Consider the following 26,676-nt stretch of genomic DNA (forward strand, 5'->3'; position numbering starts at 1 on the left):
GATCTTGAATTCTTCGGGGTAACGCTGACGACTCATGGCACCTCCTATTTGGGCCTCATTATGAGGCTTGGAGGTGTCTACGAAACCAGGGGCGATTCAGGTTTTACCCGCACCGTTGGCTCCGTAGATGACGTTAACCGCCCTAAGGTCATCGAGTTTTTCAAAGGTATCAGGGCTGTAAGTTGCTATTTTTTTGAGGCTTATAGACTCGATCATCTGTCTCGCGTCCATGAGAAGCAGCGATGCGTATGCCGCTGCTTGGCTTGTGAAAAGGGTTGGCCCAATCGCGTGCGCCACACCTGGCTTCTGGCGGCCAGGGAGGGTCTGATGCTGGCGATTGGCCTCAACAAGCATAGGTGGTTTGGTAGGGCTTGCTGGGTGAACGGATGAGTGGGTGGACAGGGAGGTTGGTTTGCGGCGGAGCTGTGAGCCTGGGGAGCCAGAGGAAAATATAAATCATGAGCAAAGTACAGGCCCTTGGGTTTGCACGTTCTCATTTGTGCCAACCTCATCGCCTTCGAATTTCCGCTCATTGCACCATCGACTGCGCTGCCTTATACATGCGCTTTCGCCCATGATCGGGCATCAGTCCAGACAAGGATTTTCATGACCCTCGCGCGCTGCAAGGCTGCCCTCCTTCACCTTATCGACGACCAAGAAAACCGCGTTATTGCCCTTTCGGGAAAGTGGGGAACCGGTAAAACAGAGCTCTGGAAGCAGGTTCGCGGACAAACGGTGGACGCCAAAGCCAAAGACGCTGTATTGGTTTCCCTCTTCGGCGTCAGCACGATCACTGAGCTAAAGCTCAAAATCGCTGAAGGGCTAGCGCCCAAGCTAGGCAAACGACACTTTGACTCGATCAAGGCCGGGATCACAGGGTTCAAAAAAGTGTTGAAGGGCGTTCATTCCGGCTTCTCGGCACTCGACGAGTTATCCCTCTTGGCGGTGCCCTTTATGCTGAAAGACCGATTCATCATCATCGACGACGTTGAGCGCAAACACACAAAGCTGTCCATCGATGAAATCCTGGGATTTATTGATGAGTGCGTACAGAACCACGGCTGCCGCATTCTTTTGATCCTCAACAGTGACAAGCTGAAGGATCAGGAAATTTGGGGGCAAATCCGGGAGAAGGTTGTCGATCAGGAGATTAAGCTGGAGACCTCTCCGTCCGAGGCCTTCGACATCGCACAAAAGCTGACACCCTGCCCGTGGCCTCAGCAAATGAAGCTGTCACTTGAGCCCTTTCAGATCACGAACATCCGAATCATTCGCAAGGTCATCCGCGCTGCTAACCAATTGCTAGGCAGCGACCCTACACTCTCAACGTTGATTCTCAAGCGCGCTCTACCCTCGATCAGCCTGTTAGGCGCTATTCATTATGAAGCGGTCGAGGATGCACCCAGCTCCGATTTCATCCGAAACTATGATGGATCGAAGTCGGCAACGCTCATTGCCATTAGAAAAAAGCAAACGGAACCGCTCACCAAGGAGCAGAAAGACCATGATCGCTGGCACCAGGTGATGAACCGAGCTGGCATCGCCAGCACCGACGAGCTGGAGATGCTGATCATGGCCTTCTTTGACTCAGGAGTGCTGGATGCCCCGAAAATCCAGAACTTCGTGCGAGAGTACCTGCAGCGGGGTGAACACATTGAAGCTCGCAAAAAGGCGATCACGTTCATTGATCATTTGGAATGGCATCCGCAGCTATCAGAAGAGAATCTGGTAGAGGAACTAAGGGCCCTCCTCCCAAGCGCAGGGGCGCTTCACATGGGAATGCTATCGAGGCTGGTACCTATGATCGATCAGTTAACGGATGACAAAAGGCTAGGTTTGGCTTTCGTTGAGGCCTGGAGAGCTGAGTTTCGAGCACAGCATCCTGAGGGAATCAGCGAAGATTGGCTTCAGTTAAATGGTCGCCCCCTGGAGGATCTACATTCTCTGATCCGAAACGAGATTGATTCCGCGCGCACCAGGTACGAAAAGCCCAGCACCTCTCTGGAAGTCTTCGAAAAGATAATGAAGGGGAAAGCGTTGGGTACACGCGAGGAGGAGTGCTTGAGGTCGGTCTCCTCCCAAGAGTTTGAAGCAGTACTCAAAGCAGCCAATGGCCCTGACCTGCAGCAGCTTCTTTACAAGGGAATGGAGATCGTGAACGGATATGGGGCCCCCCTTGAGCATTACGCAGGCGCCTCCCAAAATTTCCTGCAGGCTTGCCATGACATCATTCATCTGCAGCCGGGTTCACGGCTGGCCAAAATCATCGATCGAGAGCTCAAGGTTGCAGGCCTAGATGCGCAGCCTAGGACGAATGTCGAGCCCGAGTATTAAGTAGATTTCGACCCGACTTCTTGTCGTGACTGACCTGTTTAGAAGAAATCCGAAGGCAGAACATGCTGGATTGGGCAGCTTGTTGGATGACGCTGTCCAAGGATTTCATGGGTTCCGAGGGATCCAGGGTCGCACTGAGGGTTGGAATTTCAGGCTTAGCAGGGTCACCCTAAGCACTGCTATGCGTCTTTTCTATCAGTTCGGGCGGATGCCAAGTGTGCAGCTGGGATTCTGATAGGACTCTCGGGGTCAGAGGTATGCATTAGTGTGCATCCGAGAGCAGTTGACTCACGTGCATGCTTGGACAAGGGACGCTTGCGCCAAGGGAGGAAGGGTAAAAAATAGCCACAAAAAAAGGGCTCAGATCTCTCTAGCCCTTGATTCGCTTGTGTTTGGCGGGGAACCAGGGATTCGAACCCTGGGAACGCTCTCACGTTCGCCGGTTTTCAAGACCGGTGCATTCAACCACTCTGCCAATTCCCCGATGCAATTCTGAGGGTATCCTGAAGTGTGCATCTGGGGACTACCTGAGATAAGAACCCTAGGATAGTTGCCCATCGACGGTTTTCAAGACCGTACCATAAGCATCCATTTATCAAGGCGTCAACGCAGAAATCGATTCCAAAACTAACCCGAGGTGGTTCGGCTACAGGCCGCATAGCCCAAGGGTCGTAATTTCAGTTTTGGAACCGATTTTAGAAGCTCTAGGAAACCAGAGGAGATTCGGGCCTTTTTGCCTTCACGCTTTTTTCACGTCAAATCCTGCACAGTAAACGCTCATCCGATCTCCTACGTTCGCCCGCGCTCCCCTGCGGGCTTTTTCTTTTCTGGATAAGACGAAACTGGCTAAATCCAGTCGCCTTCAGCGCACATCAGCAGCGCTGCATTAGCCTGGCGAACCATTGCAATCCACTCAGTTGAGCTTACCAAGCCGGAATGCTGAAGACGCTGGGCTACTGCTAGGGCTTGATCATACTCTGACTCTCTTAGCACACCCGCACCAAGGTACCTACCCGTCCAGTCAGCAATGACCAGATTTTGCTCTTGCTCTACCACCCCAAAGCCCCCGCGAAGCCTAGCGCTAAATGTCGGCGAGATTACATAATGTCCGCCGAGCAAGAAATTGGGGCTTACTACCGCTCATCCGGATTTTCCTGCAAAAAGAAATAATACCAAGGTCTAGCTGTAATAAATTATTTCAAGCACAGAAATCGGAACGATTCGCAGCAATACTGCTAAGGCTGCCTAAAGCCATCGGCAGGCTAAAACAAGCAGTCCAACCCATCGCTGCGTGTGAATGACCCGCGGGCCATAACAGCCCGATGCCCTGTTGAGCGGAACGAAGCTCAATGGCGGGAAAGTGGCTGGTGACCCAAGGCGTAAAGCTGATAATCAGTCACCGCTTGATAGCTCGACTCTGCAATCTGACGTAGGCGCTCGACCTCTTCTGCCGGGTATCCGGTGTCCTGAGCGTTATGGTAAGTGCGCAAAGCCTCAATGGCCTCACGGATAAGTGGCTCACCCGCCTCAATCATTCCTTCGATGGTTCGCTTCACGGGCATACCTCATGACTTGACCAGGCCATTATAGGAGCAACACTCCCGGAGACCATGCCGCATCAGATCAGCATGCGATGCCAGGCCACAGTAGCCAGCGCAATACAGCTAACCCAAAACGCAACCATGGCCCAAGCCTGCGCTTCCCTCTTCAGCTCATCCCTTTGCATACCCTCTCCTGAACTGGCATGGCACCAGTAGTATCTTGTTTTTGTAGTGACACACCGGGTTGTGTGGCGTTCATTCTTATTGCGTGCTTCGGTCGCTATCAAGCAGGCGGTCGTAAGCCGCCTCACAGGCCAGGCCGGCTACTCTGGCACGGTCAAACGCTGCCGCCAGCTCTCCCGCTCGAGCATCAGCCCGTGCGAACAGGTCGGAGAGCACCATGGCGGCGCGGCGGGCTGCCTCGCTTCGAGCGGCAATGGCGGGATCCTGGCCGGGGCAACCGACGGCGGTGGCGAATTTGCCGGCTTCGTCGCGCAACCGCTGGCCAGCAGCATCAGCCCAAACAGCATCGTTATCGGCAACAGCTTGTTGTTCATGAGCATGGGCCTTCACTTTTTCATGTGCCGCGGTGCGGCGCTGTTCCTCTTCCCGGGCGCCGCGCTCACCCAGCACCTCGGCCAGGCGATCGCTGCTGTCCCGCTGTGCAGATGCTGTGGCGGCCTCGGCGCGCTCTACTGATCTCCCGTGCTGGTAGACGAGCCAGTACGAACCGATCACTGCCAGCAGCGCAATTACGCGAATGGCCCAGCCGTTCACTCCAGTGCCCTCCGTACACCCTCATCGATGATCGCGCCCTTGTACGGGTTGCCGCCGTTCTCGTGGATGATGATGCTCTCCACGAACACCCTGAGCGTGGAACGGTCCTTGATGTTGATCGGGTCGGTGGTGCGCACACCCAGCCGCTTGGCCACAGCGGCGGCGTAGGTCTGGGTGTCGTTCTCGTTGCTCGGCGCCCACCGGTTGATGGTTTCCAGCACCGTGTCGATGCCACTCCCGCCAACACAGTGCATGCCGTCTTTGCTGCGGTAGTTGATTAGCAGTTTGCCCAGGGCACGGATTCCATTCTCGGGCGAGTCGAAGCGGGCGAAGCGCGGCTTGGCCACGCCCACCTCAACGCCCAATTGCCCCTGCCAGGCGTTGCGGGGGTTGTAGTCGATGTTGCCGGGGTTGTTGTTGCGCACGCCGCGGGCGGTGGACTGGTTCATGGTTTTTTCTCCGGATAAGAAAAAGCCCCGTCAGTGCGGGGCTTCATTGGGTTTGTTCGGCGACCCAGGGTGGCGCGACGGGCCGGTGCTCGATCTCGGGGAAGTGTTCCGATTGGGGCCAGTCACGCAGCGCCTGCAGGTATGCCAGTAGCTCACTGAACTGTCCATTTGTGAGGGTCGGAGTAACCCCCAGGTCTACCTGGTCACGATGCCTGTCCCTGATCCACTGGAGACCCAAAATGGTATTAGCTCGCCAGCCGCGCTCACGTGCCTCTAAGAATTCCTCTGTATACCCCAACATCAACTGGCCGTTTTCCAGCTTGATTTCTTGTCCAGAGTTACGGCCAGCCACGAGCGCCTGATATTCACCATCCGACACTTCAATAGCATCTGCAGGTATATCTTTGTGAATACGAGAACTGTAGAAACAGCCTGTAGAAATACTGAACTTCATAGTTTGCTTCATTGCATCACCCTACCTTCCAACTGCTAAAATCCAGCCCTTGCCACCACCGCCGAACGTTCCGCCAGCCGTCCAGACGTAACGGGTGTTGTCGACTACCTGAACAATAGTTCCGTAGCTTCCGGCAAAGCCATTAATGGTTCCAACCTCAAGTTGCAACCACCCTCCGAACGCGAAGTTCGGGAAAGGCACGGGAAAGTATCGATAGTCGGTGGCAGAATTGGACTCATCACTGTAAGCCCACTGAAACATAAAACCGCCAAGCCAGGTCGGCAACTTGACAAAACCATTCGAGCCAAACGTGTAAGAGAATCCGGCGACGAGGTACGCAGGGGCCACAGCAAGATAGCCTGAAGCCCCGGTCACCACCTCATTCAACGTGGCGAAGCGACAAAAACCAGCAACCGTTTCGCTTGCAGCCTTTAGCTTTGCAGCAACATAGTAAGCAAGGCCAGCGACGCTCACCCACTTCGCGGGCGTTACGCCTGCATCAAGTTCAGGAACCGTAGCCTCCATGCTGGAGTCGATGATACGCGATGCTGTGAAAGCGGGTGCTCCAACAGCCCAGGTCCGAACATATGCCTTACCATCCTGAACACTAAGCGCCACCGAATCTTTAGAAGCGTTGTGCTTTTTCCAGTCGACCCCGTCCCAATAAGCATTCTGACAAACGCTTGATTCAAGCGGCGAACTGACAAACGCATAGTTGGCTCCGTGAAGATCGTAACTACCGTAGGGCAGCGGATTCACGTTTGGAATGGCATCAGTAATGCCGTAACCGGCAAGTGTGGTGGCTTTGTTGGCCTTGCCGGACAGTGAGCTGTCAATGTAAGGCTTCGCATAAACATCCTGAGAGTTGGCTTTTGCCGAAAGCGCGCTATCAATGAAAGTTCTGGTGTAGGCATCACTGATGCCATAGCCGCCCAGCGTTGTCGGATTGCTACCGGCAGTCACGCGCCCCAGCGCATCAACAGTCACCTGCCGGTAGCTGCCGGCCGCAACGCCGGTTTTGCCAAACAACATGCCGAAGGTCAGCGGCGTGGTCCCCACCTGCGGCGGCTGGCTGTTGCTCAGCTGCCACATCGTTCCGGCGTAGGCAGCGCCGGCCTGGACGATGATCAGATGCCCCGGAGTGCATTCGGCGTCGTCATTGGCGTCGAGCGCACGCGACCAGGCGGCGGCGGACGCGGTATAGATCCAGTTCTGCGCGGCGTTGGCCTGGTCTTTCACCAGCACCCGATCACCGACCACCAGGGCCACGCCGTCAATCGTCTGCAGGCCCGACAGGGCAATCGGCCCGGTAGTGGCCACACGCACGGCGCGCTTTACATCGCTGGCTGCGAGCCCCTGGATGGCCTGCAGCAGCTGGGCGCTGTCGTCTTCGTTTGGTGTAAGGCCAGCGGCCTTAATCACGGCCAACAGTTCGTCAGTGACCGCGTTACCCCAGGTCGCGGGAATCAGCGAACCAGGCTGGCCGGTACTGGCGTTCTCGTCAGCGAACTTGCCGCCCACCAGACCGATACCGGGTGTACGTTTCGGGTAGTCCATATCGCGTTATCCGTAGTTGATTGTTTCAAGGGTGTGCGCCGGGGCGGCGCGGCTGACCAAGCATTCCAAGGCGCCATTGGCAGCGCCGCCGAAGGTCTGCCCCCAATGGCTGAAGCCGAAGCGGCTGCCCTGGGCCAGACGCGCCCCTGTCTCCAGGGTCCACATGAATTGAGCACTCCAGGTGCCGAAACGGGCCGAGCCGAATCGCGACCGGCCGAAGCGCGGCGCTCGGTGCTCGATCACGCGGGCATTGCGGTAGCCCAGGGAGAAAGCCAGCTCCACGAAGTAGGCCGGCGTCTGCCCGCCGACTTCCAGCAGCCGGCGGCGCACGGCCAATTGCCGATCGGCAAACGCCGGTGAATCGCCCATGCAGGGATCGGGCAGGTACATGACCCGCTCCCAGTCCGGGACCAGCTCGCGCACCGTGGCGGGGTCGCTCTCGGCCAGTAGGTCGGCGGCGCGGCGGTCCTCGGTGGCCAGCTCCTGGGCTGCCGCCTGCAGCACCTGGTCAACGCCTGGGTTGAACTCGCGATCCCAGGCCGGCCCCGGCGGCAGTAACGCACACAACTGCGCGTGGTAGTCCTGCACCGTCCTCACGACCACAGCACACCCCCATAGGTCAGCAGCTCATTAGGGGCCGCCTGCACGTCACCGGCGGGGCTGATGACCTTATGATCGCGCTCGCCCGTGGCGCCGCTGATAGCCTCGGCAATGTGGGTAGCCAGCAGCGTGGCGCCCAGCTCCGATTCACGGTTGTGCAGGTCCACCAGGGCGGCTTCCACGGCGCGGCGTACCGCGCTGCTGTCCGGTGTGACTGACAGCTGGTATTGCACCGGCTTCTCTGCCGGCGGCAGCACGTACACCTCGGCCGTGACGGGCCGCTCCTGCTCGATGTACGCCGCCACGGCCGCCAGGGCCTCGGCGCTGGGAATGATGTCGATATCGCCATCGCGCACGAAGAACACCCCCACCGTTCCAGGCCCCACCCAGTGGCGCACCACCCAGGCCCGGGTCACCCCGGCAACCTCCAGCGCCCAGGTCTCGTAATCGCTCTTGCTGCCGCCGTGGGCAATAACCCGGTACGAACGGATCACCCGAGCGCGCAGCGCCTCGATACTCTCCTGCTCGGTGCCGCCGGTCAGGCCCGGTGCCGCCACGGTGAACGTGTCATTGACCCCCAGCACCGGCGACACCACGCGCAGCGGGGTGCCGGCCGGCGTGTTGCCCAGCTCGCCCGGCTCCAGGGCCTCGACCTGGGCCACGCCTTCGGTGCTGCTCAGCTTGACCGAGGCCCGCACCCTGAACAGCACCTGATCATCGCGCTGCAGCAGCGTGCCGGCATCGAGCAGCGCCGAAGCGGCGCCGGTGAAGGTGGCCGCCCCGCTCGCCTTCACGGCCTCCAAGCGCCCCCGCTTAAGCCGCGCCTGGGCCATGCGCAGCAGGGTTTCGTCGTCGGCCGTGTCCGGCAGGATCTGGTCAGCGATGTAACGCTGATGGCCGTAGCGGCCGGATGATGCCGCGCCCAGCACCCGGGCCAGCACCTCGGCATCGGAGCGGACCAGGGCGCTACCGCCGGCCAGATCAGCCTGCGCCCTGGCCACCAGGGCGGGCAGTGTTGGGATTTCAAACGGCATTGATCACCTGCCACAGGTTGTCTAGTTGAACATCGATCACCGGGCCATCGCGCAGGCCCACCCGCACCTGCATGTCGAGGCGGTCGACCTTGCGCGACGCCGTTACGGTAACGGCGCTCACCCGGTCGTCATCCACCGCCCACTGCAGGGCCTCGCGGGCGAACGCCTCGGCGGTGCGCACCGTGTCGTCGGTCAGCGTGCGCCGGCGCAGCTGCCACAGGCGGGAGCCAATGCGGTCATTGGCCAGGGTCGGGAACGTGTCGCCCCACCAGCCGTAACGCTGGTCGTCGTCCAGCAGGTCGCCGTCGTCGGCGCGCCGCCAGGTCAACAGGCTGATCACCACGGCGCGCTGCCAGGCGCGTTCGGACTCGGCATCAAGCAGCGTCATGCGGTCACCACCGGCTTACCGCTCTGCTGATTGCCCTTCGCCACGCCCTCATGCGGGTGATCGATCTGACTGACACCGGCGGCAATCTGGTCGCCCTGCGACACGATCTGGCCCGTGGTGCGAATCACCGGAGTGTCGAACTCCACGGCTGTGTCGGCCTTGACCTTGAGCGTCAGCGTCTGGATCTCGATCACGCGGCCGCGCTTGAAGTGCAGGCAGTCGCCCTCGTCGGTGTACACGGCCACCTCGCCGCTCTTGAGCGCCTGCAGGCGAAAGCGCCGGTCGGCGACGCAGACAACCACCCCGTGGGAGCGGTCGCCGCCCAGGAACGCCGCCAGACCCTCGGCGCCGGGCAGCGGGTTGGACGTGAAGCCGTAGGGCTCGAAGTGCTCCATGCCGTCCTTCACTTCGTCGGCGGTCAGGCGCATCTGCAAGCCCTGCAGCTTGCGGCCGGCATCGACCAGGGCGACCACGCCCCGGGCGAGAAAATTTCTCATGGGTTTCATTGGCCAGGCTTCCAGTCGGCGGGGATCAGGTATTCGAAGTTGTCGGCCTTGCCGCCCTTCTTGAGCTTGCGCGACTTGTGCGGGTCTTTCGGTTCGGGATCGAAGCCATCCGGCGGACCTACCACGATGTTGGCCACGGTGCCGGCATCATCGAGCACGTACTCGATTTCGCTGATGAGCATGTCGCGGTCGATGCCGATAAGCGGGTCGACCACGCGCACGATCATGTTCGGCACCCACAGGGCGCCGGTGGACTGCCGCCAGCCCTGAATTTTGTAGCGCAGGGTCAGCGCCTTCCCCATCCGGCTGCCACGCTCCCAGTTGGCCCGCGCCTGGGCCAGCTCCGGGGTCATCTGGCCGCTTTCGTGGATCAGCAGCACCCGGCGCCGTGAGGCACGCGGATCGGTGACGCCGGCCTTCACTTCGCTGGCCGCCGCACCGTAGTCAGTGTCGGTGCCCGAGCGCTGGCCGGTGACGCGGTACTCGGAAAACACCCCCGAAAAATCCAGCTCGGCACTGCCGGTCAGCAGGTTCTGTCCCAGTTCCAGACGGTCGACGGCGCGGCCGGCGCTGCCCGGCTTGATGATCACCACCCGCCCCCGGGCGTCATCGGTCGACAGCAGCCGCGATAACGTCAGCAGACGGTCGATGGACTCGAAGGCGGTTTCGCCGGGCTCGATCTGGTGGTCGGCCAGCTTTGTGGTTTCCGCCACCTCGCTCAGCACGCGTACCCCGTAGGGCTCGGCCAGGGCCTGCACGATCTTCTGCACGCTCTGCCCGCGCCACTGGCCGGGCTTGTTCACCGCCGAGCAGTCCACAAGGTCGGCAGTCAGCGAGCGGCCGGCGACCGAGCGTTCGACGCTGCGGGCGTCGTAGCTGATCGGCGTGCCGAACACCCAGCCCGTCAGCACCAGGTCGGCGCCGATCCGTACTTCGCAGTGGTCGCCCTGGCGCACTGGGATTTCCTGTACCTGGCCCGGCCAGCTCCACGTTACGCCCAAGCGAAAATCCCGGGCTTGGCGTTCGATGCCGGCACTGATGCTGACTTTCTTCCAGCCGCGATAGTCCAGGCCGTTCACGCTCAGCGTGACAGCATTTTGGTTGTCCATGGATTCACTCTCGAGCGATGGTCAGCGCGCCGACAGGCAGAAAGCCCGGGTGCTGCACCTTGTTACGCGTAACGATTTCCTCGGCGCGGGTGGCGTCGCCATAGTGCTGATACGCCAGCACCACCGCCGGCAGGCTTTCCCGCGTGGTGACCTCGGCCAGACGCACACCAGCGCGGGCCACTTCGGTCAGGTGCGCCCGCACCTGGTTACGTACCACCTCCAGCCGCTCGACGTGCTCGACCGGCGACGCCAGGGCGGCCAGCCACAGGGCGTCGCTGATGGCGTCACGCAGCGCGACCACGTCGGCAGTCACCGGCACCTCGGGGCGCTGGATCGGGGACACCACCTGCTGTTCCAGGGTGGCAAAGCCGGTCAGCGGCTCGGGCGCCTGCATCACCGGCATGGCCACCGCCTCGCGCACGGCCAACACGATCAGCGCATCGCGCACCAGCTCGCGGGCAGCGGTGACCACAGCCGCGGTGTCGGTTCCTCCGGCCGGTGGCGGCGCATTGGCCAACTGGCGGGCCTGCTCCACCTGGCCGGTGATGGACCGGCCGGACTCGGCGAAACTGGCAAACTCCGGCGTCGCTTCGGGCAGCGCCGCGACGGTGCGGGCAAACTCCGGGTCAGCCTCCAGGCTGGCCGAGTCGCCGCCGCTGGACGGCCCCCAGCGATAGCCCGACGACCGTGAACTGCCGCCGACACTGGCGAACTGCCCCCGAATCATCGCCGCGAAGTTGCCCGGGGCGTTGATCAGCATGTCGGCCAGCGCCTCCACCGAGCTGACCAGGCCGGTCAGCTGGCGAAGCTCTGAGGCAATGGCCATCTGCACCCCGGCAATGCCATTCTGCAGCGCGACCACGGCCAGGCGCGCCCGGTTGACCACCGCCATGGCAGCCTTGTACCGGGCAATCGCCGACTCAAGCAGGCTTTCCGATGAGTCCTCCAACTGCCGCGCCGTGTTCGGCACCCCGGCGGGAAAGCCCTTCTCGCCGTCCTCCACAAACACCAGGTCAAAGCGGACCATGCCGCCCTCGCGGCGCTCATGGCTGACGCTGCAGACCGTCGCGGTGGCCGTCAGCCGGCCATACCAGGGGTGGACCAGCTCCCCCGCCCCGGGCTTGTCCAGGGCGTTGAGCAGGTTGTCACGCTGGAAATAGCAGTCCTCCCCGATCACGAAGGCGGCCAGCTTGATTTCCCGTGTGACGCGGCCCAGGTCTTCCACCAGCGGCTTGTCCCGCTGCGGATACTCATGCGTCTGTGTGCGCCGTCCCGCCGGCATGCTGTCGCTGTCGACGTGGAACGGCACGCCCCGAAATGACGCCGGATGCAGCTGATCCCGCCAGGTACTCATGACGCCCTCCCCAAGGATCGGTAGCCCACTTGCGGGCTGACCTGCAGCCCGGGTTGATTGGTGTCGGCCTGCTCGACCCGCATGCCCGGCGGTGCGTTGTCGAAGCGCACCACCATTTGCCCCTCCAACTGGGCTTTGCTGGCCTGGGCTGCCTGCTGCACCAGGGAGCCCCGCGACGCGGCCAGGGCACCCGCTGCAGGTGCTGCCAGGCTGTTCTGCCCAGGCAGGCCCATTTCAGCGCGTTTCATCGCCTCCCCCGGGGTCAGCCCCTTGGCCAGGCTTTCCTGCGCGTGCTCGGCCATCTGAGAGGCCGACAGGGGCATCGCTGCCCATGGCCCTGGCTGGTCCGGCGCACGCATCAGGCTGGCCACGCTGGTGGCCTCGGGCATCAGTTGCACCGGCTGCGCCATCGGCTTGACCAGTGCGCCCGGTACCGGCTCGCCGGCGGCGTTGCGCGCTTTCTGCTGCTCGGCCCAATCGTTGACCTTGGCCGTCGCCGCGCTGATCACGCCGTCGCCGCTCGACTCGCTGTCGAAGCCCAGGAACTTCATCATTGGCTCGATGATGGGGCGAAGCTTGTCCCAGATCCCTTTGAAAAAGCCGGTGATGGGCTCCCAGTGCTTGATGATCAAACCCAGCGGCGACCAGTCAAAGACCGACTTGAGGAAGTCGAAGAACGGCACCGACAGGGCTTTGACAAGTTCCCACAGCGCGCCGAAGAACGCCGTCAGTGGCTCCCAGTTGGCGACGATCAGGCCCAGCGGCGACCAGGCGAAAGTGGTTTTCATCCACTCCCACACGGCCATCGCCGGGGCCTTGATCTTGTCCCACACCGCTTGGAAGTACGGCGCCACGGTCGACCAGTTGGCGATCAGGACGCCGGCAGCGATGGCGATACCACGGACGATCATCCCCACCGGGCTCATGCTCGCCACACCGTTCATCAGTGATAAGGCTGCTGTCGCCCCGGCCGTGGCCAAGCGCAAGACGGTGAAGCCCACGGCTGCGCCCAACAACCCCTTGATCAGCCAGGGGTGCGCCCCGGCTAAGCTGGTCACACTGCTGATGATCGGCCCCACCGTTGCCATGAAGTCATTGAGCGGCGGCAGTAACATGCTGCCGACCGTGATCCCCAGGCGCGTGACCCGGTTCTGCAGCAGCTGCATGGCGTTGGCCGTGGTTTCCGACCGTGACTTGTACTCAGCCTCCATCGAGCCGGCATAAGCCGTGGCATCGCCCACCTTCGTCAGGTTGCCGCTCAGCAACTGCAGGTTGGTCACCAGTGGCGTGATGGCCGCCACCGACTCGCTGCCAAACAGATTGGTCAGCAGCGCCGGACGCTTGGCCGCGTCCACCTGGGAGATCCGCTTGAGCAGGTCCAACATGGTCGCCTGGGAGTCCTTCTGCATCGCTTCCGCGACCTGCTTGGAATCCAAACGCAGCGACTTGAAGGCCTCGGCCTGCGACTTGGTGGCCGCCGAGCCCTTGGTCATCGCCAACATGAAGTTCTTGATGCCGGTCGCCGCCACGTCCTGCTTGACGCCGACGCCGGCCATGGTCGCGCCAATAGCCGCCACCTGCGCGGATGACAGCCCCGCCACCTCGCCCAGCGCGCCCACTTCGGTGATGATCGCGGAAATCTGCTTGGTGTTCGCCGGCCCGGTGTTACCCAGGTAATTGATCCGGTCGGCCAGCGCGACCACTTCCGTCTGGTTCATGCGGAACGCCGTCCGCCACTTCGCCATCATTTCCCCGGATTCCGAGGCCGTCTGGTCGAAGGCGACGCCCATTTTCACCGCGTCTTCGGCGAACTGGTTCAGCTCCTGCCGGGCAATACCGGACTGGCCGCCGGCGGCGACAATCTGCGCGATGCCCTCGGCCGCCATGGGCAGCCGCTCGGACAGGTTCAACACGTCATCGCTCATCGCTTTGAACTGCGCCGGCGACTCGAAGTTGACCACCTTTTTGACGTCGGCCATGGCGCTTTCAAAGCCAATGGCCGCCTTCACGCCCATGACGAACGGGGCAGCAATCGCCCCGCCCTGCAGGGCCTCGCCGAAGGTGATCTTGCCCAGGCCCGAGCTGTTCAGCTGCTTGCGCAGCACCGCCGCGTTCTTGCGCACCCCGTTCAGTACCGGGGACAGCTTGTCGACGCCGGTAATCAGCGCCTTGAGTTGGAATTTATCCGCCACCGCCTCCCCCATTCAGCGCGTTGATGCGCCACGCGTTTTCCTCACTCTCGAACAACGTGTCGAGGGTCCAGCCCAGCACCTCGCCCGGGGTGGCTTTCCACCACCAAGCGAGGTCGTAGGCCAGCTCGGTCAGGCCGCCGACTGCTTCGAATCTTGGGGCATGAAAAAACCCACGATCAGCCAGCCGATGGTGTTCAGGTCAGCCAGGTCCAGCTGGTTCACCGAACTCGCCGGGATGGCGGCGCAGATCGCGATGTACTTGCCGACCGCTTCCACTTCCATGATCGGGTGGCCGCTCTCGCCAACGACGTAAGGCAACGCCTTGATTGCGCGGCACTCCTGCACGGTCGGCCGGCGCAAGGTCAGTTCGGTGACCTCTTCACCGTGGGCCTGGATTGGGGTAGCGAGGGTGTGAGTTACAGTGGTCATTACTGCCAGTCTCCTTGGATGCCTTCGAATTTGAGCGAGACCTTGGCGTCATCGCCGGTCACTTTGATTTCGTCCACCAGGTACGCGCCGCTCAGCACGTAGACCGAACCGTCAGCCAGTTCGGCGGTGACGGTCATGCCGATCCCGTTGGCCAGCTTGGCCCGGGGGAAGTTGGCGGTTTTCACCGCGTCGACCACCACGAAAGGGATCAGGTCTTCTTCCTTGAAGAAGCCCCGCGTGATGGTTTCGCGCTTCTTGTCCGAAAGCGGACATTCCACGCCGCCGGTGATGACCAGCTGATCGCCGTCGACCTTGATAAAACAGGTGCCCGCGACTTTCTGACCCATAAAGGGCACTCCCATAAAAAAGCCCGCACAGGGCGGGCTGGGGTTGAACGATGAGGGTTACGCCGCGTCCGGGTACTGCAGACGGAACTGGTACAGCAGCGCGAACACGCGCAGCTGGTTCACCAGGTCCGGCGGGAACAGCACGTTCAGGCGGTTCGGGTTGTTCGGATCGCGCTCTACGACCAGGTACTTATTGAACGCCTCGGCGTTCTCGGTAATGCCGTCACGCTCGAGCGCGCCATAGGCCGCGACCAGCTCGCCGCGGATCACCTTCGGCGTGACGATGGACTGGCCGGGACCGAAGCGCGTGCCGTCGTTTGCCAGCTTGTGACGCCCGTACTTGCTAGTGATGATGCTGCGCAAGTTGCGGATCACGTAAGCCGACTGGTGCAACGGCTCGCTGTCCAGGTAGGAGTCATCCGGCTGGCCGTAGGCGTTACGCTGGTAAGTCGTCACGGCCCGTTCGATGCGGTAGCTGCCGCCGCTGTAAGTGGCGGTGGCCATACCGCTGGTCAGCAGCGATTGCCGCTCGGTCAGGGTGAAACGGTCACTGGCCTGCGCCGGGTCGATGCCCGTCAACGCGCCGGTCTGCGTCGGTCGCGCCGGGTCGGCACTGATGAATACAGCAGTGCGCGCCGCCCAGGCCGCCGCGACTTCCCACGCAGGCTGCGGCACGCCGCGCTCGAAGCCATGCACCGAGACGTGCGGGTCGTTGCGCAGGCGCCCGGCGGCGACCAGCTGGCCCAGCGTGCCGCGCTGCGCGCTGTACACATGGCCGTAGAGCTGCTTCGCCCAGGACCAGCGGCCGGCGCTGTCGTCCATCGCGGTTTTCCAGGCCCCCAGCGTGTCGGCATCGGTCCAGGGCTGGGCGATGAACTCGAATTCTTCGTCGCCCAGCGCGGCCAGGGCCGCCGACACGGCCGGGGTGCCGGCGCCGTTGGTCATGGCCGTGGCCACCACCGTCAGGCCGGCCGGCGTGGTTTCGCCATTGGCCCGCCCCAAGCGGTTCAGCTGCACTTGGATATCGTTGCCCAGCTCGCCCTTGAACTTCGCCTGCAGGGTGACCACGCCGGCGGCGGCCGTGGCGGTTACTGGCAGGTCGATAGCGGCATTGACCGCCGCCGCCAGACTGGCCGCCACGGCCTCGGCCGAGGCCCCGACCACGGCATCAGCACGCACGCGCTGGCCCGCCACGTACAGATTGACCAGGCCGGCTGTGGCGACGCTGCCCGTTACCGTAACGGTCGCAGTCGCGGCCACGCCGGTGGTTACCTTGAGCGGCAGACACCAGACCTCGCCGGCCACGTCGATGGCCCGCCAGCGTGCATGCATGGCCGCCAGCATCGAGCCGGTACCGCCAATGTCCTTGGCGTCGCTGGTCTTCGACACCAGCACCAGACGGCCGACTTCGTCGCTGTCGGCATCGTCGTTGACCTGGCCGACGATCAGCCGGCGAAGGCTGGACCCGCCGCTGTTGGCCATGGAGTTGTCGACTTCGGCATAGAACAGCGGCACGCGAATGTCGCTGGGGATGTTGCTGAAACTGACGCTCATCGCGCTTTGCTCCCCCGGGTGGTGGCTTTCTGTTCCAGGGCGTCGCCATCGATGACGCGGCGCTCCCAGTAGGCGTCTCGGGGCACGACGGCCCCCTCGGCGGGCAGGTACTTGCCCGGCTGATCCGGCAGCGGGCAATCGCGCCCTGGTGCCGGCTTGAGGTGAATGGTGATCATGGGTTCAAGTCCTCACGGATGGTGAACTCGACCCGCCCGTCTGGCCCGGGGGCGTCGACGTTGGGGTCTTTCAGGGGGTTGAGGAAGTCCAAACGGGTGTCGATACCTTCCAGGGCTGGTAGGCCGGCCAGCTGCCATTCCTGCCAGGTCTGCGGCTTGCCTTCGCCGGTCTGCTCCCAGCGGCCGAGCTGGAAGTCGGCATAGAAGCGATAGCGGTAGACCATGCGGTCGCGGTCGAGCAGCAGCAGTTGACCGCCGTCGTACAGCAGCGGCCCCGATTCGTCGTCCGGCTCGAAGCCCACCAGGGCACGCCACAGCTGGGCGCGCACGTCGTGCAGCACGTCGGCTACCGACTGGCCGCGCTCATCATCGGTCGGCAGCACGACACACACGTCAATGACGTCGCGCACGGCCTGGGTGTAAACGTTCTGCGCTTGCGGCTCGTCGGCCGAGTCGCCAACGGCGATCACATAGGCCGCCGGCGGGGGCATCTTGGCGCTGTCCGCGGTCGGGTCCCAATCCAGTCCGCCGGCCACGCGCCCTTCGAAGCCAGACGCATAGGCGCGCAGCTGCTCGATCACAGGCGTGATTTTCATGTCAGGTACTCAGTTGAGCAGCGCGGCGGCAAAGGCCTGCTGCAGGATGCGCCGCACCTCGTCGCGGCTGTCGACCAGGGCGTCGGCCATGTAGTTGTCGCGGGGTTTGATCCGCCACCCGCCCCCACTCTTGCGGCGCACGCCGTAGTGCAGGTAAGCGGGATAGAAGGCCCTCATGCTCGCGGTCTTGCTGGGTGCGACACGCACCAGAAAGCCCGAGCGCGACACCTTGTAGCCGATGGAGTCGGTGGTGGCCCCGCTACGGTTTACGGGGTAGCCGTCCTGGCCACCGCCGAGCGCTAGATTCATCTGTGCCCGGCCTGTGATCAGCTGGCCAACCTTGCGCATGCCAGCGCGGATCTTTCGCTTGTTGAAGGCCTCTTGGTCGAACTTGTCGAAGCCCTCGACATGCAGATAGCCGTCAATCGAAACGGAGTTGGCCACGGCCACCTCCCGCCGGCGCATTCGCCGCCTGCAGCTCCTCGACCTCGATCACCGACCACACCTGCCGCCCGCGCATACCGGTAGCCCGCTTGACGCGGAACACCCGGCCGCCGGCGACCAGTTCATGCCGCGTGTCCAGGTCCCGCACGAATCGACAGTAGATGCGATGCGTAATGGTCGTCCCGGTCTGCACCGACCCGGTGTAGGTGGCCGTGCCTAACGGCTCGATCTTGCACCACCGCTTGGCCACTACCTCGAAATGCGAGTCCAGGCCGGAACCGCTGGGCGTGTCGTTGCGGATGCGCACCACCGCCCGGGTGCGCAGTTCGCCCGCTTCCGGCTCCCTCACAGCGTAAACCAGCGATAAGGCTGCACCAGGGCGTCATAGGCCAGCGGCAGCGCCTTGGTGCCGTTGCTGGTCGACTCGGTGACCGGCTCGCGGTTGCGGTGCCAGTGTGCGACCAACAGCAGCATGGCCAGCTCCACGTCATCCGTTACGGGTAACGCGTTCTCCGGCGCATCGATCGGCAGCAGCCCACGCAGGTAGGCTTCATCGCCGGTCGCATCTGTCGGCGCGTCGGCCGGCAGCGTGACCCAGTACAACCGCCGGCCGCTGTCCTTCTCGACCTGGCGACGCGCTGCGCGGGCGTAGGCCTGCAGCAGCGTGTCTTCGTCGGTTTCATCCAGCTCCAGCTTGCAATGGCTCTTGATCTGCTCAAGCGTCAGCATGGGCACCCCTCCCGTCAGGCGGTCTTGCCCACCAGGTGCTTGATGGCGGCCGTGTCCTGCAGCACCAGGCCGAAGCGCACGAACGCCAGGAAGCCGACCTGGCCGTACTCGGCGTAACGCTCCACCAGACGCTTGAGGGTCAGGCTACGGACCGCGCGCAGCACCAGTTCGTTGAAGTCGCCGGCATACATGAATTTCTTGCCGGCGCCGATATCGGCGATGGCCTGATCGATCACGTACTGATGCTTGAGGATGGTGGCCGGACGGTCGCTGTCGATGCCGGGCAGCCACAGCGGGCGATTGTTGGCGTCCACCATTTCTTCCATCGCCTGCAGCGTCTTGTCGTTGAACGCCAAGCGGAACTTGGCGGCCGCACGATACGCCGGGTCAACGGAGTGAATCAGGTTGTTGACCTCCTGCCAGGTGAAGGCGGTGGCCTTGGCCGTCATGGCACCTTGAGGGGTCGAGTATTCCAGGCCCTTCGGTTGCGCCGGCGTATCGGCGGTTTCACCGGCGCCGGTGCCCTGGACGATCAGGCGGTTACGGGTACGCGAAACGCGCTTACCGATACGGCCGGCCAGGTAGCCTTCCATGTCAATGCCCGAGTCCTGCAGCAGCTGTTCAGAGACGCGGATAATCTTCGAGCTGATGGTGTGCGACCCCATGGTGCCCATCCCGAACTCGACGTCCTTTTCGCCTGCTGCCTTGTTCTCGCCGATCAGCTCGCCTTCTTCCTCGCCGCCGTTGCTGGTGGCCCAGGCGATAGGCGCGCCGTTGTCGGTCTGCAGCAGTTGGCACACCGAAGCAATACCGCCGTAGGTCACCAGCGATTCGATCACCTTGGCCTGCAGGGTGGTCGGCACGGTGAAACCACCCGCCTCGTTCGGATTGGTACCTTGAGCACGCATTTCCAGAACCACGGAACGCTGCTCGGGGGTCAGATACTCCAGGCCGCGACGTACCCAGTTATCCCAGGCGCTGCGCTGCTCAGCTTCCGCCTCGTTCTTCGGCGCGCCGGCCGGACGCTCACGGTCCAGACCTTCGACAAAGCTCTGATCCTGGGCGCGCAGTTCTTCTTCACGCTCGATCTTCTCGCGCAGCCCCTTGAGGTCGGCTTTCATGCCTTCCCACTTGGCGCGGACTTCGCCGGTCCAACCGTCGTCCGGGGTAGTGTCATGCAGCGAGCGCATTTCGGCCGACAGCTTGTTATAGGCTTCTTTCATTTGTTGCAGGGTCATAGCTCCCCCTTGGGATCACAGTTCAGTTAGGTCAAGCAGGCGCTCGCGGGCCTCGCGCTCGAAATGTGCGCGGGCTTCGTCGCCTTCGGTTTGCGCCTGCTTCCAGGCAGTCAGGGAGCGCTGGGCAGCGCTGGAGTCGGGGTAAGCCGGGAACGCCACCGGCCCTACGTCGCGCAGCTCGGCGATCTTGAAGATCGTGCGCACGATCAGGCCGTCTTTCTCTTCGTGCCAGGTGTCGCCACCCTTGGCCACGCGCATGGCGAAGCTGCTGCCGCTCATGTCGCCACGGCGCAGCGGCTCGACCACCAGGTCGCGGATGGTCCGCGTATTGGGCGTGTCGATTTCATAGGCAAGGCCGCGTTCATCCACGGTCAGGCGCAACGTGCCGCTGGCTGTGCGACCCAGCAGGTAGGTCGGATCGTGGTTGAACAGCGCTCGGGTGTCCTGGTTCAGCACGTCATCGAACGCGCCCGGGGCGATGATTTCCACGAAGGTGCCGCCCAGCAGGTCGCTACGCTGGTTGAAGACAGCGGCATAGCCGGCGATCTTCGGCGCGCTGCCCTGCTCATCCGGCTGGACAGCACGAAGCTCGCAATGCTGCGCCTGCAGCATGCGTTGTTCGAATTCACTCATGGGTTATTCCTGCTTCGTTACGGGTAACGGCTTGCCGTCTGCGCCGAGCAACTGCGTGTTGACGTTGAGCAGCATCGAGTCGAGGCCTTCCAGCTGGTTGAGGTCTTCCAGCACGCGCACCTCGTTACGGCTCATCCAGCCGTCTTGAATAGCGATGCGGTAGAACTCGGCGCGCTCTTTCGGGGTGCCGCGCAACAGGCCCGCCAGGTTGAACTTGACGTAGTAGCCAGCCATGCGCTCGGCGCGGGTGAAGACGCGGCGGTTAACTTCTTCCTCCCAGTTCTTCACCCACGGCATGACGGTGTGGCGCACAAACTGGATGGCCTGTTCGCTGATGTTCGAAAACGTGGCCTTTTCCAGGTCGTTGATCATGTGCGCCGGCACGTTGAAGATGCTGGCAATCTCGCTGCGGGTCAGCTTGCGAGTCTCGAGAAATTGCGCATCCTCGGGCGCGATGGTCAGCGCCTTGTAATCGAGGTCGGCGGGCAACAGCAGCGTCTTGTTGTCCGAACGCTTGAGCCGTTCCACGGCGGCGCGCCAGACCGTTTTCAGGCGCTCCCAGCTGGTGTTATCCAGCTTCCCGTCCTTGACGGTGACCAGGCCCGTGGGCCGGCCGCCGCCCTCGAAAAACTCCTTGCCGTAGCGCACAGTGGCCATGCCCAGGCCAATGGTGTCGGCGTTCTGCCGGATGGGGCTGATACCCATGCGCCGGTGCGAGCCGATGGCGCGCAGGTGAATCATGTCCTCGGGCGACACCGCCAGCGGCGCGCCGTCTTCATCCTGGGTCGAGTACACCCAGCGATTGCCGTTCTTTACCAGTTCGGTGTGTTGCGGCTCGTGCATTTCCAGCGACAGCAATTCACCGCGGCGGCTGCGCACCGTGCGGGTGTAGCCGTTGCCCCAGCCGAGCACATGGGCCTGCTTGGTTTCCCGCCAGCGGTAAGAGGTCTGCCAGGTGTTCGGCTCATCGTGAAGCAGGTAATGGGCCGGGTGGTCGGTGGCTACTTCGATCCGCCCGTTGACCTTGCGCAACACGCTCAGCGGCAACTGGGCCATGGAGCTGGACAGCACGTAGATGCACGCATACACCGCCGTCAGACGCATGGCCGAAGCCGGGCTGACGCTGATGCCCTGCCCTTCGAACAGGTATTCGGTCAGCTCCTTGCTGTTCATCGGCGTGCTGGGCACCTCCAAGCTGCTGCGCTGCTCGAACATCGCGCCCAGGATCATCGCCACACCGCCTTGGCGGCGCCGGCCACCAGCAGGCCGCCACCGACCATCAGGGCCACACCCTCCCCAAACTGGACGTAGAGGCCCGCGACGAACAGGCAAAAGCCTGCCGTCCCGATAGATTCAGGAAGCCATTTCATCGTAGGGGCTCACATAGCTAATAGGTCGTCTTCGGTCAGGCTGGCCAACAGCCCTTCCGGCTCAAATTCGCTGACCATGGCGCGGTTCATCGCCATCAGCGCGGCGACAATGCCGTCGATTTTGCGCATGTCGGTCTTGCCTTCGTCGGCCTTCATCGGCGTGATGCAACCCTTGAACGGACGCACCACGACGTTTCCGGCCTGCCAGGCCAATACCGGGTCGCTGGAGTGGCGCACGCGACCGGACAGCAGCGCCGCTTCCAGCTCGCGCATGGGCAGGTTCATGCTGGCCACGCCGCCGCCCATTTCGACTACCTCGGCACCGTCCTTTTGCAGCTGGTGGGCCACCTGGGTGGCGCGCCATTTGTCGTAGGCCACTTCCTGCACATCGAACATGCCAGCGAATTCGCCCACCATGTCGCGCACCAGGTCGAAGTCCATTTCCTCGCCGTCGCAGACTTCCAGCAGGCCGGCGTTGGCCCAAGCCTCGTAAGCGGCCTTGTTCGGCCCGCCCCGCTCTATCGCGCCTTCGGGCAAGAACGACTTGCAGAAGATGGTCCAGCGGTTGACCCACTTGCCGCTCCCCGGGACCAGCTCCACCTTGTCCAGGAACACCAGCGACACCGCGCAGATATCCGACTTACTGGCCAGGTCAATGCCGATCCAACAGCGCTGGCCCAAGAACTGGTCCAGGGTCAGCGTAGGGTCGCCGCACGCCTCCCAGTCGGCCATGTTCAGCCAGGCTTCCTTGGCGCTTACCCAGATGTTGAGGTGCTTGGTCTTGAACGCGTTTTGCCGTGATGGGTAACGCGTTGCATCAGCCTGGCGTTTCAGCAGGTACTCAGCCCCGACTGAGACGCCATAGTTGGGGTTGGCCTTGCGCAGGACCGCCGGGTCTTTCCAGTCGTCGTCCTCGTCAATCGTGTAGATGATCCCGAACAACTCATCGTTCGGCACCGTCCCTTCCAGCTTGTCGATCACCTGGGCGCGCTGCAGGTAGCACGGCCCGGCGATGTTGTAGCCCGCCGTGGTGATAGCGAACATCATCGGCTGATCGCGGGCGCCCATGCCGGTCAGCATGGTTTCGTAGAGCGCGGCCGAGGTGTGTTCGTGGAACTCGTCCACGATGGCACAGCTCGGCGACTGACCGTCGCCGGGGTCGCCGATCAGCGGTTCGAACTTGCTTTCGTCACCGATCACCGACAGGTTCTTCGCCGCGACTTGGATGCCGAAGGCCTCGACCAGCTCGGGCGTGCGCCGCACCATCTGCCGCGCCGGCTTGAACACCTCCCAGGCCTGCCGCTCGGTGGTCGCACCGCAATACACCTCGGCGCCGAACTCCCCATCCATGACCAGCATGTACAGGCCGACACCAGCGGCCAGCACGCTCTTGCCGTTCTTGCGCGGCACCTCGATGTACACCTCGCGGTACCGTCGGCGGCGGGTCTTCTTATCGACCCAACCGAAGATGCTGCAGAAGATGAACAGCTGCCACGGCTCAAGCTTGATCAGCTCGCGCAGCGCCGCCCATTTGCCCTTGGCGTGCGGTAGCAGCTGGATGAACACCGTCACCTGCTCGGCGGTGTCGCGGTCGAAGGTCCAGCGAAAATTGCGCTTCTTCGACTTGGCCAGGTCATCCAGATGGAGCTGACAGGCCCGACGCACGTACTTGCATGCTGCGATCTTGCCGGCCACTACGTCGCGGGCGTACTTGTTCGCCGCGTTTACGTTCGGGTAGCTGGCCATGTCCTAACTCACTTAGAGGCCCGCCCTCCTTTGAGCACGATGAACGGGTTTTCTGGTTTCTCCGGCCCGCCGCTGCCCATCAGGCGCGCACGGCTGGCCGGGTCCAGCCCGAGGGCTGCCCCGAAGCTGGCCAGCTGACGCAGCGCCTCATTGATCACGGTGCAGGCGGGGTTCTTCTTGAGCACGCCTTTGGCGTCCACGACGGTGATGCCCTTGCTGGCCACTTCTGCCTCAGCCAGCCGCCACCGCTCATAGGCGGCGCAGAAGACCGCTAGGTTGTGCGTGTCGGTGCGGGTCATGATCCCGGTCTGGGTCAGCCAGGGCGCAATGGTGTCCCACATTTCAATGGCCCATTCCCCCAGCCACTCCGGGGCGTCTGGGGTTTCCGCCAGCGGCGCCGGCGCGGGGCCGTCCTTCTTGAGTTTTCGCTTGCCGGGGTTGCCCTGCAGCAGCTTGAGGGCGGTAGGTTTCGCGGGTCGCCCCATCGTTCAGGCCTCCCGATTTTCTGGAATGCGATTTTTTTTAGTTTCGCGGGTGTGTGAAAAAGGCTGGGCGATCGGTGGAGGGAGACGAAAGCTGTAGAGATTTTGCCCCGCCCCCTCATTTGACCGATTTTTGACCACTTTCCGCTAATTTTGCCCGCAGACTCTCGCCATCGATTAAGGCAGCCAGATGTATAAACGGACGCTCTGGCACTCCGTCAGCGGCATGCATGTATGCGTCAATTGCTGCCACTAACTCATGTAGAACACGCGAAATCAGCTCGGGAATTCCAAGCTTATGAATGTTTTTCCAGCAGTACAGCGCTCGATCCAAGTGCCAGTCACCATGGCAGATCAGCTCGGTACTTCGGCTGCGCTTGATCGCTTTTTCGCGCAAGCGCATTGCCTCACGCGCCAGGCGGACGGCCTGACCGCGCCCGTGCCGACTCTGCCGCCGTTTTGAACTTGTGGCAATTTTCATTGATGGCAAACAGGTTGGATGGGTCATTCGTTCCCCCTTCAAACTTCGGTATACGGTGATCAACCTCTGTCGCTGGCAGGCGGCGACCATTGCAGGCAGGGCACTGGCACAGATAACGATCACGTTTGAGTACTGCCTTGGCAAGCTTGCGCCATGCCCAGTCATAGCCACGCTGCTCAGCAGTGCCACGGCGCGGGTTACTCCAACCAATTGCTAACGAGGCATGCGCGTTACAGTAACCGTGGTTATCACTGGTCTTACCGGGACACATAGGCACACGACAAGGACGCTTGGCTTTCGGCGGCATGACATCAGCCGCCAATCTGTCGGACGGTCACGCGATCATAGTAGCCGCGCACTTTCTCGACCCCCAGAAAGCCCACAGTGCCACCGGCGAATGTGGCCATGCTCTGCGGCAGGCCAAGCCATTCCAGTAGCGGGACAAGCGACAGCGTCACCAGTCCACACAAAGCGCCCTCCAGGTACATTTGACGGCGGCTACCACCGCCATACATAACACGCAGTACGGCGATACCAACGGACAAGCCGGCTGCATAAAGCTGTGGCTGATGGGCGATCAACCACGCGAGCACAGCGGCCCACAGGCCCGGGTCCTTTTCTGGCATGTTCGACATCTCGATTCCTCCCGTTGCGGGGAGCTAAAATGAAAAAGGCCCGCCAAATGGCGAGCCTCTCGAAGGGTTCAATGCAAATTTCAAGCTTATGCCATCAGTGCTAAGCAAGCTAATGCGATGAAAAGATACTTTATGCTACCGATCCATCTGCGTTGAGGAAGTCCCACGAAACATGACACTTAACAGTATACGAAGCCGGAAGCAGGAAATAAACTCCATTACCAGCCGGAACAAAGTAGTCGTCAAACTTAACGCAATCTGCCAAAAACCTAACGCAAGTAGTATCGAATCGACCCAGTGGTTTGACTGGACCATAAACATAAGCGTAATCGTAAACAGGGTTATGCAAAGATCTAATCACTAGACCATGCAAATTCTCCTCTGGGGTAACGATAGTATGCACCTGCTTTGCGTTACCATTTACGTCTTCGTTCTTGAAATTTTTACCGAGCGTGCGAACTGTCATAGATTTACCTTAGAAAATGATTGAATAGATTTATCAGGCAGTATTAGCGCCTAACCACTATCGCTCGAGACTCAAAGGCCTTCTCTAGGAAAATCCAACATGCGCATTGCGCGCACCGTGTGGATCTGACAATGGAGCAATCGGATTATCTCACCCAGGCACTGTACATGCAACCAGTATTTTAGCCTTGATTAATCCTACTCCCTGCAGGTTATCCCTCCACGCGTCTGCCGGGGTTTAAGCATCTCCTGAAACGACAAAGCCCGACACAATGGCCGGGCTTTTGTTGATCAGTCCTAAACACACGCAGGAATGACAGGATGGAGATAATTTCTCTCACTCTATCAGTGATGTCAACAGGCAATTACGCAGCATCCTTGATCAGCAGCCCTTCCGCCTCAAGGATGGTGCGCACCTCAACCAAAGCGTCGTCAATCATTCCGTCGAGCTTGTCCTTGATGCCGGCCCGCCAGCGGTACCGCGTCGGTTCGGGAGTAGCATCGGTATCCCAGGTGTTCATGTCGTAAAAGCTGGCCGGCAGGACGATCAGGTCCTCGGCCAGCGCCTCGGCCTTAGCCCGCTCAGCCTGGCCAGCGGCGAGGGCCGCGTTGACCAGCCGCTCGCGTCTCCACTCTGGCGCATCCAGGGGGATGTCCACGACCACCGACCGCGGGCCTTGGCGACGAGTGCCCTTGAGCTTCGGCACGGCCCAGGCAGTCACGGCCTTGTAGATGAACAACTGCGGCGCTGGACTGGCGATCAGTGGCGCGATGCCTGAGATCCCGTGAAGCCGCTTGGCCTTGTTGGTGGCGTACTTGGCGTTGAGCGCGTTCCAGTGGCGCGGGATCAGCAAGTGGTGCAGCCGCGCTGACAGCCAGTAATCCACCTGAGCGCGGTCAAAGCCGCCGCTGCCGCCGCCAAGTGAGGCGAGGCACCCACCCTCTTCCTCTGCCGACTTATAGAGCTTCTGCCATGCCTGGCCCTTAGCAGCACCCTTTTCTCCTGCCGCCAGAGCGGCAACTACTGCACCCGATACGCTGCTGTAGATCATTCCT

The 26,676-nt window shown here is 62.0% G+C and carries 32 protein-coding genes and 1 tRNA gene; 2 read left to right on the forward strand and 31 right to left on the reverse strand.

Annotation, left to right across the window (positions count from 1 at the left end):
- Both AC25MA_RS23090 and AC25MA_RS23095 read left to right on the forward strand, forming a co-directional pair.
- The coding region (locus AC25MA_RS23090; protein WP_486972408.1) for a hypothetical protein at positions 1–390 on the forward strand (390 nt) is incomplete at its 5' end.
- 216 nt (positions 391–606) lie between these two features.
- Positions 607–2,334 (forward strand): hypothetical protein, encoded by a 1,728-nt coding sequence (locus tag AC25MA_RS23095; protein WP_486972409.1) that lies wholly within the window; start codon positions 607–609, stop codon positions 2,332–2,334.
- A 393-nt stretch (positions 2,335–2,727) separates the two neighbouring features.
- Here AC25MA_RS23095 and AC25MA_RS23100 read toward each other — a convergent pair.
- From AC25MA_RS23100 to AC25MA_RS23250, 31 genes are all read right to left on the reverse strand, one after another.
- A tRNA-Ser gene (locus AC25MA_RS23100) sits at positions 2,728–2,817 on the reverse strand.
- An 863-nt stretch (positions 2,818–3,680) separates the two neighbouring features.
- Positions 3,681–3,869 carry a hypothetical protein gene (locus tag AC25MA_RS23105; RefSeq protein ID WP_486972443.1) on the reverse strand — a complete coding sequence of 63 codons (189 nt, stop codon included), beginning with the start codon at positions 3,867–3,869 and terminating at the stop codon, positions 3,681–3,683.
- 267 nt (positions 3,870–4,136) lie between these two features.
- Positions 4,137–4,652, reverse strand: coding sequence for a DUF2514 domain-containing protein (locus tag AC25MA_RS23110; protein WP_486972410.1), 516 nt, complete (start codon positions 4,650–4,652; stop codon positions 4,137–4,139).
- The gene (locus AC25MA_RS23115; protein WP_486972411.1) at positions 4,649–5,101 is read right to left on the reverse strand and encodes a structural protein P5; all 453 of its coding nucleotides are present in this window, start codon (positions 5,099–5,101) and stop codon (positions 4,649–4,651) included. The genes AC25MA_RS23110 and AC25MA_RS23115 overlap by 4 nt, the downstream gene beginning before the upstream one ends.
- A gap of 43 nt (positions 5,102–5,144) precedes the next feature.
- Positions 5,145–5,555, reverse strand: coding sequence for a phage tail assembly chaperone (locus AC25MA_RS23120; RefSeq protein WP_486972412.1), 411 nt, complete (start codon positions 5,553–5,555; stop codon positions 5,145–5,147).
- Positions 5,556–5,576: 21 nt separating this feature from the next.
- Complete coding sequence (locus AC25MA_RS23125) at positions 5,577–7,112, reverse strand: phage tail protein (protein ID WP_486972413.1); 1,536 nt, start codon at positions 7,110–7,112, stop codon at positions 5,577–5,579.
- 6 nt (positions 7,113–7,118) lie between these two features.
- A complete protein-coding gene (locus tag AC25MA_RS23130) occupies positions 7,119–7,715 on the reverse strand; it encodes a YmfQ family protein (RefSeq protein WP_486972414.1) in 597 nt (198 codons plus the stop codon).
- Entirely contained in the window at positions 7,706–8,746 is a 1,041-nt protein-coding gene (locus tag AC25MA_RS23135; protein WP_486972415.1) for a baseplate J/gp47 family protein, read from the reverse strand. The genes AC25MA_RS23130 and AC25MA_RS23135 overlap by 10 nt, the downstream gene beginning before the upstream one ends.
- Positions 8,736–9,134: a phage GP46 family protein gene (locus AC25MA_RS23140; protein WP_241412641.1), complete on the reverse strand. Its 399-nt coding sequence runs from the start codon at positions 9,132–9,134 to the stop codon at positions 8,736–8,738. Before AC25MA_RS23140 ends, AC25MA_RS23135 begins: the two co-directional genes overlap by 11 nt.
- Complete coding sequence (locus tag AC25MA_RS23145; RefSeq protein WP_486972416.1) at positions 9,131–9,640, reverse strand: phage baseplate assembly protein V; 510 nt, start codon at positions 9,638–9,640, stop codon at positions 9,131–9,133. Before AC25MA_RS23145 ends, AC25MA_RS23140 begins: the two co-directional genes overlap by 4 nt.
- Positions 9,637–10,749 (reverse strand): phage baseplate assembly protein, encoded by a 1,113-nt coding sequence (locus AC25MA_RS23150; RefSeq protein ID WP_486972417.1) that lies wholly within the window; start codon positions 10,747–10,749, stop codon positions 9,637–9,639. The genes AC25MA_RS23145 and AC25MA_RS23150 overlap by 4 nt, the downstream gene beginning before the upstream one ends.
- 4 nt (positions 10,750–10,753) lie before the next feature.
- Positions 10,754–12,103: a DNA circularization protein gene (locus AC25MA_RS23155; RefSeq protein ID WP_486972418.1), complete on the reverse strand. Its 1,350-nt coding sequence runs from the start codon at positions 12,101–12,103 to the stop codon at positions 10,754–10,756.
- Positions 12,100–14,295: a phage tail tape measure protein gene (locus tag AC25MA_RS23160; RefSeq protein WP_486972419.1), complete on the reverse strand. Its 2,196-nt coding sequence runs from the start codon at positions 14,293–14,295 to the stop codon at positions 12,100–12,102. Before AC25MA_RS23160 ends, AC25MA_RS23155 begins: the two co-directional genes overlap by 4 nt.
- Before the next feature lie 129 nt (positions 14,296–14,424).
- Positions 14,425–14,724, reverse strand: a complete 300-nt coding sequence (locus AC25MA_RS23165; protein WP_104444102.1) for a phage tail assembly protein — start codon at positions 14,722–14,724, stop codon at positions 14,425–14,427.
- Entirely contained in the window at positions 14,724–15,071 is a 348-nt protein-coding gene (locus tag AC25MA_RS23170) for a phage tail tube protein (RefSeq protein WP_486972420.1), read from the reverse strand. The genes AC25MA_RS23165 and AC25MA_RS23170 overlap by 1 nt, the downstream gene beginning before the upstream one ends.
- A 57-nt stretch (positions 15,072–15,128) precedes the next feature.
- The gene (locus AC25MA_RS23175; protein ID WP_486972421.1) at positions 15,129–16,625 is read right to left on the reverse strand and encodes a phage tail sheath subtilisin-like domain-containing protein; all 1,497 of its coding nucleotides are present in this window, start codon (positions 16,623–16,625) and stop codon (positions 15,129–15,131) included.
- Positions 16,622–16,801 (reverse strand): DUF2635 domain-containing protein, encoded by a 180-nt coding sequence (locus tag AC25MA_RS23180; RefSeq protein WP_486972422.1) that lies wholly within the window; start codon positions 16,799–16,801, stop codon positions 16,622–16,624. Before AC25MA_RS23180 ends, AC25MA_RS23175 begins: the two co-directional genes overlap by 4 nt.
- Positions 16,798–17,397 (reverse strand): phage tail terminator protein, encoded by a 600-nt coding sequence (locus AC25MA_RS23185; protein ID WP_486972423.1) that lies wholly within the window; start codon positions 17,395–17,397, stop codon positions 16,798–16,800. Before AC25MA_RS23185 ends, AC25MA_RS23180 begins: the two co-directional genes overlap by 4 nt.
- 9 nt (positions 17,398–17,406) lie before the next feature.
- Positions 17,407–17,841, reverse strand: coding sequence for a hypothetical protein (locus AC25MA_RS23190; protein WP_486972424.1), 435 nt, complete (start codon positions 17,839–17,841; stop codon positions 17,407–17,409).
- Entirely contained in the window at positions 17,819–18,190 is a 372-nt protein-coding gene (locus AC25MA_RS23195) for a head-tail adaptor protein (RefSeq protein WP_158216155.1), read from the reverse strand. Before AC25MA_RS23195 ends, AC25MA_RS23190 begins: the two co-directional genes overlap by 23 nt.
- Entirely contained in the window at positions 18,187–18,570 is a 384-nt protein-coding gene (locus AC25MA_RS23200; RefSeq protein ID WP_486972425.1) for a head-tail connector protein, read from the reverse strand. Before AC25MA_RS23200 ends, AC25MA_RS23195 begins: the two co-directional genes overlap by 4 nt.
- Positions 18,571–18,584: 14 nt before the next feature.
- Complete coding sequence (locus tag AC25MA_RS23205; RefSeq protein WP_280093402.1) at positions 18,585–19,808, reverse strand: phage major capsid protein; 1,224 nt, start codon at positions 19,806–19,808, stop codon at positions 18,585–18,587.
- A 15-nt stretch (positions 19,809–19,823) separates the two neighbouring features.
- Positions 19,824–20,441 (reverse strand): HK97 family phage prohead protease, encoded by a 618-nt coding sequence (locus AC25MA_RS23210; RefSeq protein WP_258801887.1) that lies wholly within the window; start codon positions 20,439–20,441, stop codon positions 19,824–19,826.
- 3 nt (positions 20,442–20,444) lie between these two features.
- Entirely contained in the window at positions 20,445–21,671 is a 1,227-nt protein-coding gene (locus AC25MA_RS23215; protein WP_104444110.1) for a phage portal protein, read from the reverse strand.
- Positions 21,668–21,811 carry a hypothetical protein gene (locus tag AC25MA_RS23220; RefSeq protein ID WP_258801886.1) on the reverse strand — a complete coding sequence of 48 codons (144 nt, stop codon included), beginning with the start codon at positions 21,809–21,811 and terminating at the stop codon, positions 21,668–21,670. The genes AC25MA_RS23215 and AC25MA_RS23220 overlap by 4 nt, the downstream gene beginning before the upstream one ends.
- A 9-nt stretch (positions 21,812–21,820) precedes the next feature.
- Positions 21,821–23,557, reverse strand: coding sequence for a terminase large subunit (locus AC25MA_RS23225; RefSeq protein WP_486972426.1), 1,737 nt, complete (start codon positions 23,555–23,557; stop codon positions 21,821–21,823).
- 8 nt (positions 23,558–23,565) lie between these two features.
- A complete protein-coding gene (locus tag AC25MA_RS23230) occupies positions 23,566–24,042 on the reverse strand; it encodes a phage terminase small subunit P27 family (protein WP_486972427.1) in 477 nt (158 codons plus the stop codon).
- A 115-nt stretch (positions 24,043–24,157) separates the two neighbouring features.
- Complete coding sequence (locus tag AC25MA_RS23235) at positions 24,158–24,547, reverse strand: hypothetical protein (protein ID WP_486972444.1); 390 nt, start codon at positions 24,545–24,547, stop codon at positions 24,158–24,160.
- Entirely contained in the window at positions 24,447–24,827 is a 381-nt protein-coding gene (locus tag AC25MA_RS23240) for an HNH endonuclease (RefSeq protein ID WP_486972428.1), read from the reverse strand. The genes AC25MA_RS23235 and AC25MA_RS23240 overlap by 101 nt, the downstream gene beginning before the upstream one ends.
- Positions 24,828–24,831: 4 nt before the next feature.
- The gene (locus tag AC25MA_RS23245) at positions 24,832–25,155 is read right to left on the reverse strand and encodes a phage holin, lambda family (protein WP_486972429.1); all 324 of its coding nucleotides are present in this window, start codon (positions 25,153–25,155) and stop codon (positions 24,832–24,834) included.
- 830 nt (positions 25,156–25,985) lie between these two features.
- Positions 25,986–26,672, reverse strand: coding sequence for a hypothetical protein (locus AC25MA_RS23250; protein WP_486972430.1), 687 nt, complete (start codon positions 26,670–26,672; stop codon positions 25,986–25,988).
- Positions 26,673–26,676 lie beyond the last annotated feature (4 nt).

It is taken from the genome of Pseudomonas sp. P65(2024) (assembly GCF_057480955.1).

Excerpts from the sequence above, each read along its gene's own strand:
- AC25MA_RS23205 (WP_280093402.1), bottom strand. The coding sequence starts at position 19,808 with ATGACCCTGCAACAAATGAAAGAAGCCTATAACAAGCTGTCGGCCGAA.
- AC25MA_RS23245 (WP_486972429.1), bottom strand. The coding sequence starts at position 25,155 with ATGTCGAACATGCCAGAAAAGGACCCGGGCCTGTGGGCCGCTGTGCTC.
- AC25MA_RS23115 (WP_486972411.1), bottom strand. The coding sequence starts at position 5,101 with ATGAACCAGTCCACCGCCCGCGGCGTGCGCAACAACAACCCCGGCAAC.
- AC25MA_RS23225 (WP_486972426.1), bottom strand. The coding sequence starts at position 23,557 with ATGGCCAGCTACCCGAACGTAAACGCGGCGAACAAGTACGCCCGCGAC.
- AC25MA_RS23145 (WP_486972416.1), bottom strand. The coding sequence starts at position 9,640 with ATGAAACCCATGAGAAATTTTCTCGCCCGGGGCGTGGTCGCCCTGGTC.
- AC25MA_RS23105 (WP_486972443.1), bottom strand. The coding sequence starts at position 3,869 with ATGATTGAGGCGGGTGAGCCACTTATCCGTGAGGCCATTGAGGCTTTG.
- AC25MA_RS23150 (WP_486972417.1), bottom strand. The coding sequence starts at position 10,749 with ATGGACAACCAAAATGCTGTCACGCTGAGCGTGAACGGCCTGGACTAT.
- AC25MA_RS23185 (WP_486972423.1), bottom strand. The coding sequence starts at position 17,397 with ATGAAAATCACGCCTGTGATCGAGCAGCTGCGCGCCTATGCGTCTGGC.
- AC25MA_RS23200 (WP_486972425.1), bottom strand. The coding sequence starts at position 18,570 with ATGCTGACGCTTGAGCAGATCAAGAGCCATTGCAAGCTGGAGCTGGAT.
- AC25MA_RS23250 (WP_486972430.1), bottom strand. The coding sequence starts at position 26,672 with ATGATCTACAGCAGCGTATCGGGTGCAGTAGTTGCCGCTCTGGCGGCA.
- AC25MA_RS23135 (WP_486972415.1), bottom strand. The coding sequence starts at position 8,746 with ATGCCGTTTGAAATCCCAACACTGCCCGCCCTGGTGGCCAGGGCGCAG.
- AC25MA_RS23215 (WP_104444110.1), bottom strand. The coding sequence starts at position 21,671 with ATGATCCTGGGCGCGATGTTCGAGCAGCGCAGCAGCTTGGAGGTGCCC.
- AC25MA_RS23155 (WP_486972418.1), bottom strand. The coding sequence starts at position 12,103 with ATGAGTACCTGGCGGGATCAGCTGCATCCGGCGTCATTTCGGGGCGTG.
- AC25MA_RS23180 (WP_486972422.1), bottom strand. The coding sequence starts at position 16,801 with ATGATCACCATTCACCTCAAGCCGGCACCAGGGCGCGATTGCCCGCTG.
- AC25MA_RS23220 (WP_258801886.1), bottom strand. The coding sequence starts at position 21,811 with ATGAAATGGCTTCCTGAATCTATCGGGACGGCAGGCTTTTGCCTGTTC.
- AC25MA_RS23240 (WP_486972428.1), bottom strand. The coding sequence starts at position 24,827 with ATGCCGCCGAAAGCCAAGCGTCCTTGTCGTGTGCCTATGTGTCCCGGT.
- AC25MA_RS23230 (WP_486972427.1), bottom strand. The coding sequence starts at position 24,042 with ATGGGGCGACCCGCGAAACCTACCGCCCTCAAGCTGCTGCAGGGCAAC.
- AC25MA_RS23165 (WP_104444102.1), bottom strand. The coding sequence starts at position 14,724 with ATGACCACTGTAACTCACACCCTCGCTACCCCAATCCAGGCCCACGGT.
- AC25MA_RS23210 (WP_258801887.1), bottom strand. The coding sequence starts at position 20,441 with ATGAGTGAATTCGAACAACGCATGCTGCAGGCGCAGCATTGCGAGCTT.
- AC25MA_RS23140 (WP_241412641.1), bottom strand. The coding sequence starts at position 9,134 with ATGACGCTGCTTGATGCCGAGTCCGAACGCGCCTGGCAGCGCGCCGTG.
- AC25MA_RS23170 (WP_486972420.1), bottom strand. The coding sequence starts at position 15,071 with ATGGGTCAGAAAGTCGCGGGCACCTGTTTTATCAAGGTCGACGGCGAT.
- AC25MA_RS23095 (WP_486972409.1), top strand. The coding sequence starts at position 607 with ATGACCCTCGCGCGCTGCAAGGCTGCCCTCCTTCACCTTATCGACGAC.
- AC25MA_RS23235 (WP_486972444.1), bottom strand. The coding sequence starts at position 24,547 with ATGACCCATCCAACCTGTTTGCCATCAATGAAAATTGCCACAAGTTCA.
- AC25MA_RS23120 (WP_486972412.1), bottom strand. The coding sequence starts at position 5,555 with ATGAAGTTCAGTATTTCTACAGGCTGTTTCTACAGTTCTCGTATTCAC.
- AC25MA_RS23175 (WP_486972421.1), bottom strand. The coding sequence starts at position 16,625 with ATGAGCGTCAGTTTCAGCAACATCCCCAGCGACATTCGCGTGCCGCTG.
- AC25MA_RS23125 (WP_486972413.1), bottom strand. The coding sequence starts at position 7,112 with ATGGACTACCCGAAACGTACACCCGGTATCGGTCTGGTGGGCGGCAAG.